Source organism: Staphylococcus coagulans (genome assembly GCF_022557135.1).
Taxonomy (GTDB): domain Bacteria; phylum Bacillota; class Bacilli; order Staphylococcales; family Staphylococcaceae; genus Staphylococcus; species Staphylococcus coagulans.
The window spans coordinates 1847004-1862184 of sequence record NZ_CP092966.1; the positions used below are offsets into that span (position 1 = coordinate 1847004).

Consider the following 15181-nt stretch of genomic DNA (forward strand, 5'->3'; position numbering starts at 1 on the left):
TATTATTTTAAAGGAGCGACAATAGAGATGCCTATCCCTATTATTATTGATACAGACCCTGGTATCGATGATGCTGCGGCCATCAGTTTTGCACTTCATCATCCAGAAATCGATGTCAAATTGATTAACACGGTCCATGGTAATGTATCTATAGATAAAACAACACGAAATGCGTTAACACTCGTAGAATACTTCAATAAAGATGTCCCAGTCAGTCGTGGTCAAGCTGTCCCTTTAATTCAGCTTCCAATTTATGCAGAACATGTACACGGAGAAACGGGTATGGATGGCTTTGAATTTCCTCCTCTCACACGTACGGTAAAATCTGACAATGGGGTTGAAGTAATGAGATCCATCATTGTTGAAAGTCATTCCCCTATTACCTTAGTTCCAATTGGTCCTTTAACTAACATCGCATTATTGCTGAAGCATCATCCAGACATCAAACATCAAATCAAAGAAATTGTGTTAATGGGCGGCAGTGCTTCACGAGGAAATGTGACTGTAGCAGCTGAGTTTAATATTTATGCTGATCCAGAAGCTGCTCAAATTGTCTTTGATAGTGGTGTCCCTATCACCGTGATTGGTTTAGATGTTGTGCGCACAACGAATCTTCCTTTAGAAAAGTTGCCACAGATTCAAAATACGAATCAAACAGGCGCGATGCTTGTTGAGCTTTTCCGCCATTATAGAGGTGAAAACTTCCAACAAGGCTTGAATGTATATGATGCCTACACCATCATGTATTTAATCAATCCAGATTTATTTACGCTACGTCCAGCTCATGTCGATGTTGAACTCAAAGGTGAACACACACGAGGTATGACCATTATGGATTTCCAACATTCTCAGCCGAATGCACAAATTGTGATGCAGATCCAATATGAAGATTTTCTTGACTGTTTCTTTTCATTATTATCCTATTGCCCTTAATATAACTTAGACGAAACGCCGAAATTCAGACGAGTGTGAATCCATAGCAAGCAATAACAATGATATAAAGAAAGCGCTAAGATGACTTTTTCAATCAAAGTCATCTTAGCGCTTATTTAGTCTAAAGATAAACAATATGGCTAGAATTTTACAAGCTTTCTAAGTGTAAATAAATCCTATTAGCCACTGTTCTTTTGTTTAAATTTTCTCGTAGGATTAGATGTAAATCTAACCTAACCTCAATCATTTATTTTAATTGTCGTGATCTTGTTTAAGCACGTCACCAGACTTCGCATCCAATGTGATTTCTTGTTCACCTTGCTTGCTTGATAATTCGATTTCATAAACAAATTGACCATCATCTTGGCTCAATTGCCATTGTTTTAAATCACCATCATATTTTTTCTGTGCTTTTTTAACAGCTTCTTTAAATGAAATCGCATCTTGATATTGGATTGCTTTTTCATTATCCATCTCGTGCTCTGTTTCTTGTTCTTTGTGTATGACTTTATTATCTTTATCTGATACTTTAATTTCTGCTTCTTTATTTCCTTTGAATAAGCCGATTTCATAAATCCATTCGCCATGGTCGTTTTTATATTCTATTTTTTTAACGTCCCCATCAAATGATTTTTGTGCAGTTTTAATAGCATCTTCTGGTTGAGTTTTCACTTTATTAACATTTTGAGTTGTCATATTTTGAGACGATGCGTTAGATTGATTGTCTGATTTTTGTTCAGTTTTCTGTGCATGCTCTTGATGATCATCGTGGTCGTCTTGATCATCATGACCACAAGCTGCTAGAACAACCCCTGTTGATAATAATAACGATAGTACTTTGAACCTCATTGTATAACCTCCAAATTTTTAACATAATATTTACTTAAACTTCACATTCCCTTTATACAGACTTTTATGCATAAATGCTACAATTTATTGTTTTACATATCAAAAATCCGTCGTGAGGTGTAGTTGTCTATCGTAATTGCAATCGATTTTTTATAGCGCCTATAAAGCGTGGTGCTTTCTCTAAGTGGTTGTAAACATCTAATAACTTCGATTTTTCATTTTGCCAATTGTAAATGGCTTTGGCCTTTTTCGTATTCTCCTTACATTGCGCATAAAAAGACGGATCATCAATCATTTGATTAACAGCTTTTGCGATATGCTGAACGTTATGAGGGTCAATTGCAACGCCAATCTCATTTTCTACAATAACACGTTTAACTTCAGGAAAATCACACCCAATAACGGGGACATGCGCCATAATATATTCAAATAATTTATTTGAACTGGCTGAATAATGATTAAAACAAACATTTTGTAAAACTTGAAAACCAACGAAAGCTTCACGTGTAATACTTGGCAGTTCTTGAAATGGGACTTTATCTAAAAAATAAATCCGATCTCGTGCAGAGGATTGTTGCACTTGTGTTTTCAACGTCTCTGTCAATTTACCGCCTCCGACAAAAACCAATACGCCCTCTTTAATTAAAGGCATCGCTTCAATTATTTTTTCAAGACCTCGACCTTGTTGAAGCCCCCCTTGGTAGAGTAATATTTTTTCATCTGGCTTTAAATTAAGCTTTTGATGTAAATTAATTTTAGGTTTTGTTTCAATATCATAAAGTTCTGAATAATTATAAAGTGTTTTCGGATAAAATCCGTAAATGTCTTCATTATATTTTGCTCTTGTATGATTTTCAACCATCATTTCATCAACAAATTGTAATAAAAATCTTTCAATACGCTTAATTAAATCAGGACGATACCCTGTACGATCTGATTGAACTTCGTGACTATCATAGATAAGGGGTTTAGGTTTGAGGCGCAACTTCGCACACACAATCCCTTGGGGTAATGTGTTCAAATCATTTGCGTGATAAACATCTGGATTGAGGCGATAACCTTTAACAATCATTCTTAAAATAATCGCACTATTAATCACCCACTTGCGTAGCCAACGAGATTTCATTGCACCCATACTAATTAATAATAACGCTAAATAGCTGCTTAATAACATGTAATTCACATAAAACAAGCCGACTGCCACAACTGTACATACACCACCGACAACAATTAAAAAGCGTTTGCCATGATCTGAATAAGCTTGCAATAGTGTGGGATAACGTTTTACGCGATGAACGCTAAAACGATCTGAAATCTTTTCATAAGGATGGATATTGGGATTTTTCGGATCATTAATCGCAATCAAATCAACCTGATAACCTGCATCTGCTAATGCGGTACATTCACGATGCACACGCGCATCATTTGTAAAGTGATTCCAAACGAACATACCTACTTTTTTCATCTGTAACGCCCTTTCTTATATCTTTTAAAATGTAATACTGTCTAAAATATTAAAAACCACCCACTTGCCATATAATTGCGATTAAAAATAAAATGAAACTACCCCCTAAAGGTAAAAAAGTATGCCAATGTACAGGGGATAATTCTGACGCTTCAATTGAATCACTTCTCTGTTGTTGTAAGCCTAGCATTTTCTTTTTATAAGCAAGTTGTCCTTTTTTATCTCGTGCTTTAAAACCACGAATTAACGTATTATATCGCTTAACAACATAATTGACTTCGCCATATTCAATCATTTCTCCATAGTGAATCCAGATGGCTTTATCACATAAATTTTTAATTTGAGCTGCTGAATGAGATACAAAAAATATCGTTTTTCCTTGTTGTTGCAATTCTTTCATTTTGGCGATACATTTATTCGCAAACGTTTCATCTCCAACTGATAACGCTTCATCCACAATAAGAACATCTGGATTTGTATGAATTGCAATTGAAAAACCTAATCTTGCTTTCATCCCACTCGAATAACTTTTAATTGGCTGATAAATAAATTCATCGAGCTCAGAAAATTTTACGATATCATCGAATATTTGATTAATTTCTTTAGTAGACATGCCATGCATTAAGCATTTATAACGTATATTCTCTTCACCTGTAAAATCATTTTTCAAGCCTGCTGAAATCGCAATGAGTGAAGCATTACCATTAATTGTTACTTTCCCTCTCGAAGGTTTTAATACTTCTGCGAGAATGTTTGATAAAGTAGATTTCCCTGAGCCATTTAATCCAATGAGTCCGACTGACGTCCCTTTTTCGACTTCAAATGAAATATCATAAAGCGCATAGTAGGGTTTAGGTTTGTAAAAATAACCAAATGAAAATAAAGAAATCATTTTACTGATTTTACTATTATTTAAGTCATATATTTTTGAGACATTTTCTACCTTTACTTTATAAGTCATGTTATCACCTGATTTAGATGTGAATTATTTCGTGCGTTTGCTTTAATTTCGCGAAAGCAATTCACGTAATCTTCAAAGTCTCCCATTCGTGTTTTAATAATCGATTGATCTTGATCCATTACACTTCCTTCTTCTGTAAATGCCCAAACCATATTACCGCTGCCTTTATAATCGCTAAGCTTCGAAGGAATATAAGGATTCAACTGTTTAATACCAATCGTATGTGCGTCAAAAATAAGTAAGCCATCGAATAACAAAGTAATATTTAAAAATTCAAAATAACCTACAAGCGGATGTAAAATAATATATTCTTTAAAATCACTGTTTTTGTACATATTCAAGACATTACCTCTAATATTTGTAAAACAATGTATTCTAAAGTTTGTTTCCCCTTTAGATTCTAAATATTTGCATACCAATTCAATCTCGTTAAAACCTCTCGTAGCATAAAAATTACCAAAATAACCTAAGTTAATGTATTCAGTATCCACTTCATAAGTGGTCATCACTTTATAATAATCGTCTTTTCGAGGGATAGGATGTCTCGATATGACTGCGCGGTTTCTAATACTATCTTTAATATTGTCATCAAATCGCCCAATCATGTACTCCATTTGATTTTCATTCGTAAAAATTAATTCATCTGCATGAGATAAAGCAAGTAACTCACAAACATTAAAGACATTATCGTCAACTAATGGCACAAGTTCAGGTCTTAAGGATTTCTTAATTCGAGTTATATACTGTTCATCTTCAATGGGTGCATATCTTAAGTCACTTGTTACAGTCGTGTGCAATGGATCAGAAAATTCAGCTCGCCAAAAAATGTGCGGATGGTTAACTTTAATTTCATATCCTAAAAAATGAGATTGTGGAAACATGGCTCGAGAATAGAGGTGCTCGTAAGATTTTGGATTTTCCTCTAGCACTTTTAATCCTTCTTCGATAAATCCACTAATACTTCCCCAACTAGAAAAGGCTTGTTTAACATCAAGTAAGTAATGCGTGTCTACTAAATGTTCAGCTAGCGTATTCAACATAAAATCTTTGTCTCTAATACGTGACATGTTATTTGATATAATATCTACAATTTCTTCCTGATCTCGAATACGCTTCGCCATGACATTCCCACTCGTATCAATAAATGGTGGAAAACAATATGCCACCACTAATGTCTTGGCATGCCCTTTATTCAACAAATGATAATTAAAAGGTTGGATATGTTCCCTGATATAAATCATTAGTCGCGCATTGACTTCTGACGATTGCGTTTCCATAAAAGCTTTAAGTTTAACGATTAAATTATTCGCTTCAAAATGATAGGTAACATCAGTGAGGAGACTCTCTGAATAAATAGCTTGAATCGTTTTTAATGCTTGGTAAGCTTCTGCTACCGTTTCGATGTTCGTCTTTCGGTTTTGTGTTAAATTCGATACTCCTATTTTGCATTGTGACACACCTCTATACTCGCTACATCTTTCATTAATGTATGACTTTATAAAGCTATCAAGTGGATATTCTAAATAGATATTTTGTATCGCATGTGTCGGATAAAGCCATTCTGAACCGATTAAATAAATCATATCGCGTGATAATGTATGATTAGCAATAGGCAATGTACTGACCTTTTCCTCATGAAACAGCGTGATAAGAGCATGGCTGTATTCAACCTGTTTTATTGCATATTCAAATGAAGCGTTAAGGTCATTTTCGAATAAATGACAAAAGATTTGTGATTGCTTTGGAATTGCCATCTCTTTAAACTTTAAAAGCTCTTCTTTTGATTTAAATATTAAAATCAATTGGTCATAGTGATTTTGAAGTTGTAGGAAGGTTTCCTGCTCTAAGTGATTGTTTAAAAATAAGATATAGGAAATCCCCTTTTTTAACCTTTTGTTATTTTGAACATCACCACTATTAATCAATGATTTGACAAAGGAATGAGGCTTTCTTGCAATAGGTTTTTGCATTGCTTCTAATTGTTCCGGTGAATATTGTTCTGGCGATGCATTCATTTTACAACCTCCCTCCAAAACCATTTCATACCTTTTTTAACATTTTTCTTGTTCACTTTTTTCTGATAAGAATTTGCCTTTTCTAGAAGGTCAATCAACCTTTCATGGTTTAAATAGATTTTTTTATATTTCCAAGCACTTCGTTTAAAGCGGTGTAATTCTCTAAATGCATACTGCATCCTTTTATGTTGCTTTATATATTCTGAGTACAAGTCTTGATAGTCATGCTCTAGCTGCGTTAAAGCATTTTTAAGTTGATGTTCATTCACTGTATTTCTGCCTATTTGTTGTTGGATCGCTAGCTTTAATTGTCCAATTAATTGCTGGTTATGTGTAGCGACTAGCGCCTGTGTCCCCTCATTTTCTATAAAATCTATAGATAGAATATGATGCTTGAAGTTGTAAATGTTAAGCATATACATTGCAGGCATCTGAGATAAGAGGCTAATGATTGTCGTTTCATTTGTCTCAAGGACGTGAAATATGCATTTAAATTTCAATACATGCGGTATATCAGCTAATAACGCTTTAAAATTTGCGATTGTGCGCGCATCTATTACTTCATAAAAATGGCAATGAATTTCCGTCACTTTTTCTAAAGCTGTGTTAAATTGCGTTTCATTTCTATGTGTCCAATCATTGTTCTTAAAATGAATTTCGAGTTTATGCGTATTTGTATTAAAATCCCAAGAAAAAATACACTTATTTTTAGACATCGCTATCCTCTTTTCTTAATAGACTCTCATTTCCTTTGATTTTGATACTTTTTGATGATCGTTTTGTTGTACAAAGGCTTTGATTCTATATTTACCAGGTTCTAATTCGAGTTGAAAATGGTTTTGAACTTGATACATGATTTTATCAATCGCTACTGATTCACCCTTTTTATAAATGTAGAGTGCATATTTCATTTTTTCTCCCGAACTACATATTGTTACATCAATTTCGCCTTCTTTTTCCTGATGCGTTACGATATCATCGATTTTCAAAGTTGCTGGATTATGATCGAGTAAGTATGCTGTTTCGAGCATGATGTCTTCTAATTGTGATTCTAGATATTCATATGCGGCTTGATAATTAATATTCCCCATTTGTAATCACCTCAAGTTCTTTTTGAAGTACAACATCTGAACCTGTTATACTTTGTATCATTTCGGATGCGTTTCTACTCATTTCTAAAAATACTTTTGGATGTTGAATTAAAAAATCAATATAAGCGACCATTTCATCAACATCATTTCGTGGTGCTAAAAACCCTGATACTGCTTGCTGAATAAAATTGGGGATGCCACCAATCTCATTCGAAATGGGAACTAATCCTGAACTCATTGCTTCATTAATTGATACACCTTGAGAATCATGGCGACTAGGCCCTAAATAAATGCCATTTTCTCGATGGATACTTGAGATCTCATTTTGCGGAATAAACATCTGATTCAAATTAACATTCTTCTTATTTTGAAGAGGTTTTGTAATTTCTTCAAACAGGGGTCCATCACCATAAATTGAAAACTGGAGCTTCTTAAAATATTTCTTCTTAGCTAATTGTTGTATGACTTTTACTGTTAAATCATTGGCATAGTTTTTAGCAGTAAAGGGCCGAATCGTTACAATATGAAAGCGGTCCTCTTTTGTTTTTTCGTGATAAGGAAATAAATCTGCATCAATCATATTCGGTATGATTTCAAAGTTTTCAGGCTCAACACCTACAAATGGATCTACATACAATGTCTTAAACCTTTCAGAGACATAAATAAACTGTACATGCATATCTTGCCGTGTCATTAATTTTTTCAAAAAAGCTTTTTGAACTGGATAATAATGTTCTTTTTTCTGCAGTTGTGCTTTTAGTGATCCTGGTGAGGATAAGTAATTATAATAACGTGTATACCATGCCTCAGCTTCAAAGCCGTGTAACCAGACAACAACATTCGGCTTTACTTTTAAGCGTTCTACTGCGTTAAACATTTTATAATTAATAAAATGGAATAGCAGCTTTTCGTAACGGTAATATAATAGGTGATTGTATAATTGTGCCTCATCCATATACATGATTTTTACACCATCAAAGTATTCATCTCTTTTGATTTTAGTCGTAAAAATAACAACCGTTACATCGAGTCCTCGTGCTAAGTAGCCTTTGACTCTTCGATGAATGAAAGCATTCGCATATATTTTATCTTTGTTTGGATATGCATTGGTTATCAGTAAATACCCCATTCTTTCACCTCGTTCTTCATCATTTCAATTTCATCTACTAATTCCGCATCATACGGACGATCAAAATGTTGATATAAATCAATGATGGCTAAAAATGCTTTCAACACATTCGGATCTTTCTCTGTCGCTCTATTTATCCTTGAAATATACCAATGCTTAACATAGTAATTAAAACGATGATTCATATATGTTGATAAATAGCCATGCTGTTTAAGAAATTTCACCTTTTCCCGCTCAACTAAATAATATTTTCTAAAAAATTGTTCAGAAATTTGATTCGTCATCGAATTGGCAATCCCTGCGTAGTAGACATGCACTGTAGCATCAACCACTTTGAGCACTTGCGCATGATGAATCACTGTTAAAAAGAACAATGAATCTTGTCCTAAAGCACCCGGCACCATTTTAATTTGATGTTTTTTTAATAAAGACTTCCTAACAATGAGCGCTTGAATACTAGCTGTCTTAAGCTTCATATCATGTAAAAATTGGTGCGTCTGTCGCGTCATATCCGCATGCACGACATGAACAAATTGTTGATAATAGTCATGTTTTTTCGTTTCAGTTTGGTCTACTTTTAACATGTTGCCAATGACAACATCGATCTCATCATTTTGTGTCATTTCCTCAAACAAACGGTCAATTCCTTCTCCAATCCATTCATTATCAGGATCTAGAAAAGTAATCAGGTCACTCTTCGCATAATCAATCCCTATGTTTCTTGGCGTCGAAGCGCTCCCTGAAGCTTCACTTAAATGAATCACTTCAATATTTTTGTACCATTGACTATACATTTCCATTAAGTTTCGTGTGTAACAATCCGTTGACCCATCATCAACAAGAATAACTTCTAATTTTGGAAATAAAGGATGACTTATGATTGAACGCAAACATTTATGCTCTAAATGCGTGCCATTGTTATGAACAGGCACGATCACACTGAGTTCAGGTTTCACAGATAGTTCTGCTTCAATTTGATTCTTGCTGTCTACAAATGTCATGTCTAATGCAAAGCCTTGTTGATTATTGTCATGCTGTTGATTAAAAACTGTTAAATAGCGGTTCTCATAACCACTCACCCATCGATATCCTTCCGTTTTTTTGGTAATAAATTGGACATCGGTATACATAAAAGCGGCTGCAAAGTCACTCAAGTATTCGGGATCATAGTTGAAATCGGATGAGAAAAACGTATAGTAATCTGTACGAATGTCGTCCGTAAAGGATACACATGTTTTCAATTCATAAGTTTGAGCTTCAAACATTTCCATTGCTTTCGTATCCGCTTCCTCGATAACTACCGTAATCTCAGGAAGATTTGAACTTTGGCTAGACAATCCGATGAATTGACTGACGTTGTCCAACCACTTCAACTGATGCGCTGTTGAAAGCATAACCTTTTGAATACCGATGGATTGTGCTCTTTTGATTAAAACGGGATCTAATCGATTAATTTTCTTCACATCTTTTGGCTCAAAAACCATCTGTATCTGTGGATAATGGGCATTCACAAAAGTGTTATAATTCGATAGCAAGAACACGCCCATGCCTTGTAACTCGAAAATTCGGTTCGCGCACATACTCTGGGAATATTTAATTGTATTCACATTAATAGCAAATGGATAGGCACGATGCATTTTCATCGTATTCATATGGCTTAACGGTGCAGCAATATAGGGTAAGAATGCTGCTGGAAACTGATACTTCTTTTTATTTGTCCATAGATTTCGATCATAAATAGTCAAATCCCAGTCATTTTGAATGACGCCTTCCAAAATCGTTTGTATATCCGCCGCACGTTCTTCATATTTATCTAGCCAAGATCCTGCAAAAACAATTTTTTTATCCGCAACATCTCGGCTGGACGCTATCGGATGATGGATTCGAGGATTGATTGGAAACTGCATCTGTTTCACCTTTGCAATGCGTAATTTTTCCTTATAAACTGACACAAACTCTTGTTCCGTCGTTATCACATATTCAAACCATTGTGCATGGGATTGAAAGACCTCAAAATTAATAGGATCCTCCTTATTAAAAAATACGATAGGAATCTCTCTATCTTGAAAATTTTTAACAAGCCTTTTCAGTTCTTTATATTTTTCACTATAAACGTTCGTATTTCCTTCCCAATAACCATCTATGCCTTTCCAAGTTGATGCAACAATGACTAAATCATAGTGTTCATCCTTATGTTTTTCATTAATGTAAATTAAATTACAAGCTCCTTTTAAAGCATCATATAAAAATGTATCTGCGACAATGCCTACATTTAAAGGCAATCTCTCTTGATTTAATAAGGTCTGTTCTGGCATGTTCACTAAGTCAAAAGATGAATTTTGATCCCCTTTCCCTACTTGATGATATGTACGAATATAGTCAACGTAAGGTTTTAAAGCATGGGATCGATAGATTTCGTATAACCCTTTACTCTCATCTTGTTCTATAACGTCCGCAATATTTTGGAGTGCTGTGAGTTCTTCTTTTTTGAAGTCAATCTTTTCTCTCGTCATTTGGAACGGTTTAGGATTGCCAAATAATAAATATTTTATCGCTCTAAAATTCATTTTAGCCTCTCCCACCATTTAATCTGAATTTTTCCCAATTTTGAATTGCGTAACTTCAAGTATCTGTCTTTTAATGTGTTATTTTGTTCCATCAATTGCGTAATGGATTGTCGTTTTTCAATCGTATCTCCGAGCAATTTTTTTACAACATTAAGTTGTTGCTTTCTTTGAATGCACATGAGGATTTTTAAATGATTTGCGATTAAGTACCCCACATCATTGACTTGATAATCGAACGGTTCATTTTGATTTCCAAGATAAACTTGCTTCCATTTTTGATCAAAATAAGCAAGATGAATCTCATTTAAGTGTAAATCAACGTGTAAAAATAACATTAACTGTACATCATTTTTATTCACATAAAGCTCAAGCTCGCCCTGTTTCAAAGCAAGCTTAGTTGACTGTTTATATTCATATAACACTTGATATAACTTTGAGGTTGGGTCATTTAATTCAAATGGCATTGTCATCGCTTCGTCTAGATAGATTGGAACTTTCTTAGACTTTAATCTTACATAAGCGCCTTCATACGATGTTCCAGAGATGAATTGTTTAAAGTTCGCTTCCATTTAACCCCTCCTCAACCTTTGCGTTAACTGTTCGATGTTGTTTTCCCATATAAAATCCGCGTCTCTTAAACTTTGCGTATTATCGATGGTTTGTTTCAATAGTTGTGGATTATTTTTCAGTTCTAAAATATAGTTAACGATTTCTTTCGATGAGGCATTTTCTTTTGAAAAACCTACGCCGCTTTGTTGTATTAAATCACACACCGTTTCTCCTAAATTACTGACAACCGGTGTACCTGAACATATGCTATCAACAATTTTGCCAGGCATCACATTCATAAATACAGGTGTGTTTTTTAAAATAGATAGTGAAACATGATGGGTTGAAATCATTGCTAAACATTCCTCTCTTTTTAACGGAGGAATAAGATGAACATAATGCATACGCTCCTGTTTGACAGCGCTTCTAAATCGGTCTGCTTTTACACCATAAACAATGGCTGTAAAATGGACTTTTTTTGCGTTAAGCTGTCGCGCAATCGAGATTAATTGTTCCACATCTTGTGCATAACCAATATTACCTGTATAGATGACTGAAAATGCCTCTAATTTATTGGTAGGTTGAACTTCACTTTTAGTAATGGCATTTGGCATATAAATAAAATGCTTGTTGTTACCAATCATATTTTTAATATAGGTCTCAAAAAAAGGATTGTTAATCACCACATCATCCGCTTGTTTATACATTTCTTTTTCTAAAAACTTTAGAATGGGCTTTGAATATTTGAGTTTAAATTTCCCAATATCTAAAAAGCTGTCAGGCCATAAATCTCTAATTTCTAGAAAATATTTCGCTGTCTTATTCTTTTTGAAAAACAGAGTGGCCCAAGCCATAAATATATTAGGACTGCTAACAAATATATTTTCAAAACCTTCTAATCTTTTAAGATAATATTTTAATTTAACTGTCAACTCAAGATAGTAAAGCAAGCGATAAACTAAATTCGGATGTTGTTTATCAAATCTCATCTGGATGCGATGGATTTGTGTGCCTTCAAGTTGATTTAAAGGATTATTATCGAAATAACGCTTATTTTTAAAGATCTCTCTATTGGGATAGGATGGATCTGTTGTCACAATCATCGGATTAAATCCCTTTTTCTGAAGTTGCTCAAATATATTTTTCATCCTATTTGCTGCTGATCCAAGTTCTGGATAAAAATTTTGACTGATTAATAAAATTTTGTATTTCATACCTGCTCCTTCTGCATTGTGCTATAAAAAATCTAATAATCGGTCTTTAAATCTTTGATGTACTAAAGCCCCTAAAATTAACATCAACAATGTAAACGTCCAATAGTAAAAATGATCTGCCATTGTCCCATATAGCAAATGTGGACTTGTTAAAAAAGCACTTCTATAGACTTCTACTAAATAAGTAAAAGGATTTAATTTAGCTATTTTTTGTAAAATAGGCTGTGCAGAATTAAGACTCCAAAATATAGGTGTCATGAAAAAACCTAATCTCAATATATTTTGCAAAAGGTTTTTTGTATCTCTGACAACAATGACAAGTGAACTCATTAATAAAGAAATCCCAAAAATTGCTGGAAATGCAGCGAAAATAAAATAAAGAAATATAAAGTACTTCCAAATCGCAACATAACCATTAACAATAGAAATGACAAATAAAATCATGGTCATAAAGCACAGATTAAACAATGTATTGGTGAATGAAATCGATAATAAGACAGAGGATGGAAATTTCATTTTCGTCACTAACTCTAGATTAGATTGAATCGCATTGGCGCCTGAATTAATACTTTGAGAAATGAAGAGCCAAGGAAATAAACCAGAAATTAAATGAACGATGAAAGGCACACCATCCACTAAATGGTTTCCTCCACCTCTTAAACCTAATCCAAAGATTAAATAATACACGCCGACTTGCATCATAGGTTGTAAAATATTCCAAAACACACCGAGATAGTGGTTAGAATACTGAGATTTCATATTATATGCTGCTAATTGAAGTATTTTTTGCCAATTTCCAACTTGTTCTTTTAAAATCATAAATAATATATTCACACTTATAACCTACTATCTTTATAAAAGTCTTCACATACTTTCTATTTCATATAAATTACCGTAGTTGAAGTATTTAACTTCATTAAAAGTGTTCGGTATGACATTTTTTGTATCAAGTATCAACTTATCTTTCATTGAACTAAAGTCTTGGTCTTTAAGTATTTTAAATTCCGAATGATCACTTAAGACAATGACAAGGGATGAGCCCTCTACAGCCTTTGCGATGTCTTTTTCAACAAAGTCCAATTGAACGTGAGGATCGTACGCGACAACATCTAATCCTTCGATTGCTTTTAATAATTCATAAATATCAAATGCAGGCGATTCACGTATATCATCAACATCACCTTTATACGTTAAACCAAAAACAGTAACCTTATGACCATTCACTGTTTGTAAAATCTTTTTCACATGACCCACGACAAACTGTGGCATCGAACGATTAATTTTACGACCTGTTTGAATTAATGGAGAGTGTTCAGGATCTTTCGCAATAATAAAATAAGGATCTACTGCTAAACAGTGGCCACCTACTCCAGGTCCAGGCCAATGAATATTAACTCTTGGATGTTTGTTTGCCATTTCAATGACATCAAGTACATTAATGTTTAAATGATTGCTAATCTTTGTTAGCTCATTGGCTAATGCAATATTCAAATCGCGATACGTATTCTCCATTAGCTTACTCATTTCAGCAGTACGTGCATTTGTTTCAATCATTTCTCCTTGAACAAAAGTGCGATAAATATTTTTGCCCGCTTCCACACATGCAGGTGTGACGCCCCCTATAATCCGATTATTATGTACAAGTTCTTCTAAAATTTTTCCTGGGAGGACACGTTCAGGACAATGTACTAAATATAAATCCTCACCAATCGTATAGCCTTGTTGCTCAAGAAATGGTTTGACATGGTCATCAATTGTGCGCGGTGCTATCGTTGATTCCACAATCACTGTGTTTCCAGATTTCAAATAAGGTACAATACTTTCAAGTGCACGCATCACAATTGAAATATCACATGATTCATACGTATCATCGTTGTTAGGTGTTGGAACCGCAATGATAAAAACATCCGCTTCTTCAGGCGTTTGAGATGCTTTAAAATTCCCTTTTTCCAATACAGCCTCAAATGCTTCTTGTAATCCAGGCTCTTCGATATGGATTTGTCCTTGATTTAAACATGCTACCGCTTGAGGATTAATATCCACACCTAGCACTTCCACCCCATGTTTTGCAAACATAATAGATGTTGGTAAACCAATATAACCTAAACCAATTGTAGTTAATTTCACGCTCATACACCTTTCTTCTCTATAGTTTAATCATTCCATCACATCTAACTGATTTTTATTTAAATTATTAAATCTATATTAATCTTTAAGTAAATTCGGTCTAATTTCAATTAAAAATACAAATTTATTATTAAATTTACATTATCTTAGACTGGGCTAAAATTATTTTTAACATTCTTTACATCTCTTTAATATTTTTATAAATAGATCAATTTTTTAAGCACAAAAAAACCTCAAAAGAAATAACAATGCGTTATTCCTTCAGAGGTTTATCGTTTGCT

At 33.9% G+C, this 15181-nt stretch carries 13 protein-coding genes; 1 reads left to right on the forward strand and 12 read right to left on the reverse strand.

Annotation, left to right across the window (positions count from 1 at the left end):
- The first annotated feature begins 27 nt into the window (after positions 1 to 27).
- Positions 28 to 933: a ribonucleoside hydrolase RihC gene (gene rihC / locus KM149_RS08790; protein ID WP_165545691.1), complete on the forward strand. Its 906-nt coding sequence runs from the start codon at positions 28 to 30 to the stop codon at positions 931 to 933.
- A gap of 252 nt (positions 934 to 1185) precedes the next feature.
- Here rihC and KM149_RS08795 read toward each other — a convergent pair whose 3' ends face one another.
- The 12 genes from KM149_RS08795 to KM149_RS08850 all read right to left on the reverse strand — a co-directional run bounded on the left by KM149_RS08795 (position 1186) and on the right by KM149_RS08850 (position 14900).
- Positions 1186 to 1782 (reverse strand): PepSY domain-containing protein, encoded by a 597-nt coding sequence (locus tag KM149_RS08795; RefSeq protein WP_165545692.1) that lies wholly within the window; start codon positions 1780 to 1782, stop codon positions 1186 to 1188.
- 127 nt (positions 1783 to 1909) lie between these two features.
- Positions 1910 to 3247, reverse strand: coding sequence for a glycosyltransferase (locus tag KM149_RS08800; protein ID WP_241415312.1), 1338 nt, complete (start codon positions 3245 to 3247; stop codon positions 1910 to 1912).
- A 49-nt stretch (positions 3248 to 3296) separates the two neighbouring features.
- A complete protein-coding gene (locus KM149_RS08805; RefSeq protein WP_214970228.1) occupies positions 3297 to 4208 on the reverse strand; it encodes an ABC transporter ATP-binding protein in 912 nt (303 codons plus the stop codon).
- On the reverse strand, positions 4205 to 6223 hold the full coding sequence (locus tag KM149_RS08810; RefSeq protein WP_241415313.1) for a hypothetical protein: 2019 nt from the start codon (positions 6221 to 6223) through the stop codon (positions 4205 to 4207). The genes KM149_RS08805 and KM149_RS08810 overlap by 4 nt, the downstream gene beginning before the upstream one ends.
- Complete coding sequence (locus KM149_RS08815) at positions 6220 to 6939, reverse strand: hypothetical protein (RefSeq protein WP_241415314.1); 720 nt, start codon at positions 6937 to 6939, stop codon at positions 6220 to 6222. The genes KM149_RS08810 and KM149_RS08815 overlap by 4 nt, the downstream gene beginning before the upstream one ends.
- Before the next feature lie 15 nt (positions 6940 to 6954).
- Positions 6955 to 7314 (reverse strand): hypothetical protein, encoded by a 360-nt coding sequence (locus KM149_RS08820; RefSeq protein ID WP_165545697.1) that lies wholly within the window; start codon positions 7312 to 7314, stop codon positions 6955 to 6957.
- Entirely contained in the window at positions 7301 to 8443 is a 1143-nt protein-coding gene (locus tag KM149_RS08825) for a glycosyltransferase family 4 protein (RefSeq protein WP_165545698.1), read from the reverse strand. The genes KM149_RS08820 and KM149_RS08825 overlap by 14 nt, the downstream gene beginning before the upstream one ends.
- Complete coding sequence (locus KM149_RS08830) at positions 8428 to 11010, reverse strand: glycosyltransferase (protein WP_241415315.1); 2583 nt, start codon at positions 11008 to 11010, stop codon at positions 8428 to 8430. Before KM149_RS08830 ends, KM149_RS08825 begins: the two co-directional genes overlap by 16 nt.
- The gene (locus KM149_RS08835) at positions 11007 to 11579 is read right to left on the reverse strand and encodes a hypothetical protein (RefSeq protein WP_241415316.1); all 573 of its coding nucleotides are present in this window, start codon (positions 11577 to 11579) and stop codon (positions 11007 to 11009) included. Before KM149_RS08835 ends, KM149_RS08830 begins: the two co-directional genes overlap by 4 nt.
- The gene (locus KM149_RS08840; protein WP_214970219.1) at positions 11580 to 12773 is read right to left on the reverse strand and encodes a glycosyltransferase family 4 protein; all 1194 of its coding nucleotides are present in this window, start codon (positions 12771 to 12773) and stop codon (positions 11580 to 11582) included. It lies immediately after the preceding gene.
- 21 nt (positions 12774 to 12794) lie between these two features.
- Positions 12795 to 13607 carry an ABC transporter permease gene (locus KM149_RS08845; protein ID WP_050331402.1) on the reverse strand — a complete coding sequence of 271 codons (813 nt, stop codon included), beginning with the start codon at positions 13605 to 13607 and terminating at the stop codon, positions 12795 to 12797.
- 30 nt (positions 13608 to 13637) lie between these two features.
- Positions 13638 to 14900, reverse strand: a complete 1263-nt coding sequence (locus KM149_RS08850; RefSeq protein ID WP_214970216.1) for a nucleotide sugar dehydrogenase — start codon at positions 14898 to 14900, stop codon at positions 13638 to 13640.
- Between the last annotated feature and the right edge of the window lie 281 nt (positions 14901 to 15181).

Bases quoted from the DNA above. Each gene is read 5' to 3' on its own strand.
- rihC (WP_165545691.1), top strand. From the start codon at position 28: ATGCCTATCCCTATTATTATTGATACAGACCCTGGTATCGATGATGCT.
- KM149_RS08795 (WP_165545692.1), bottom strand. From the start codon at position 1,782: ATGAGGTTCAAAGTACTATCGTTATTATTATCAACAGGGGTTGTTCTA.
- KM149_RS08800 (WP_241415312.1), bottom strand. From the start codon at position 3,247: ATGAAAAAAGTAGGTATGTTCGTTTGGAATCACTTTACAAATGATGCG.
- KM149_RS08805 (WP_214970228.1), bottom strand. From the start codon at position 4,208: ATGACTTATAAAGTAAAGGTAGAAAATGTCTCAAAAATATATGACTTA.
- KM149_RS08810 (WP_241415313.1), bottom strand. From the start codon at position 6,223: ATGAATGCATCGCCAGAACAATATTCACCGGAACAATTAGAAGCAATG.
- KM149_RS08815 (WP_241415314.1), bottom strand. From the start codon at position 6,939: ATGTCTAAAAATAAGTGTATTTTTTCTTGGGATTTTAATACAAATACG.
- KM149_RS08820 (WP_165545697.1), bottom strand. From the start codon at position 7,314: ATGGGGAATATTAATTATCAAGCCGCATATGAATATCTAGAATCACAA.
- KM149_RS08825 (WP_165545698.1), bottom strand. From the start codon at position 8,443: ATGGGGTATTTACTGATAACCAATGCATATCCAAACAAAGATAAAATA.
- KM149_RS08830 (WP_241415315.1), bottom strand. From the start codon at position 11,010: ATGAATTTTAGAGCGATAAAATATTTATTATTTGGCAATCCTAAACCG.
- KM149_RS08835 (WP_241415316.1), bottom strand. From the start codon at position 11,579: ATGGAAGCGAACTTTAAACAATTCATCTCTGGAACATCGTATGAAGGC.
- KM149_RS08840 (WP_214970219.1), bottom strand. From the start codon at position 12,773: ATGAAATACAAAATTTTATTAATCAGTCAAAATTTTTATCCAGAACTT.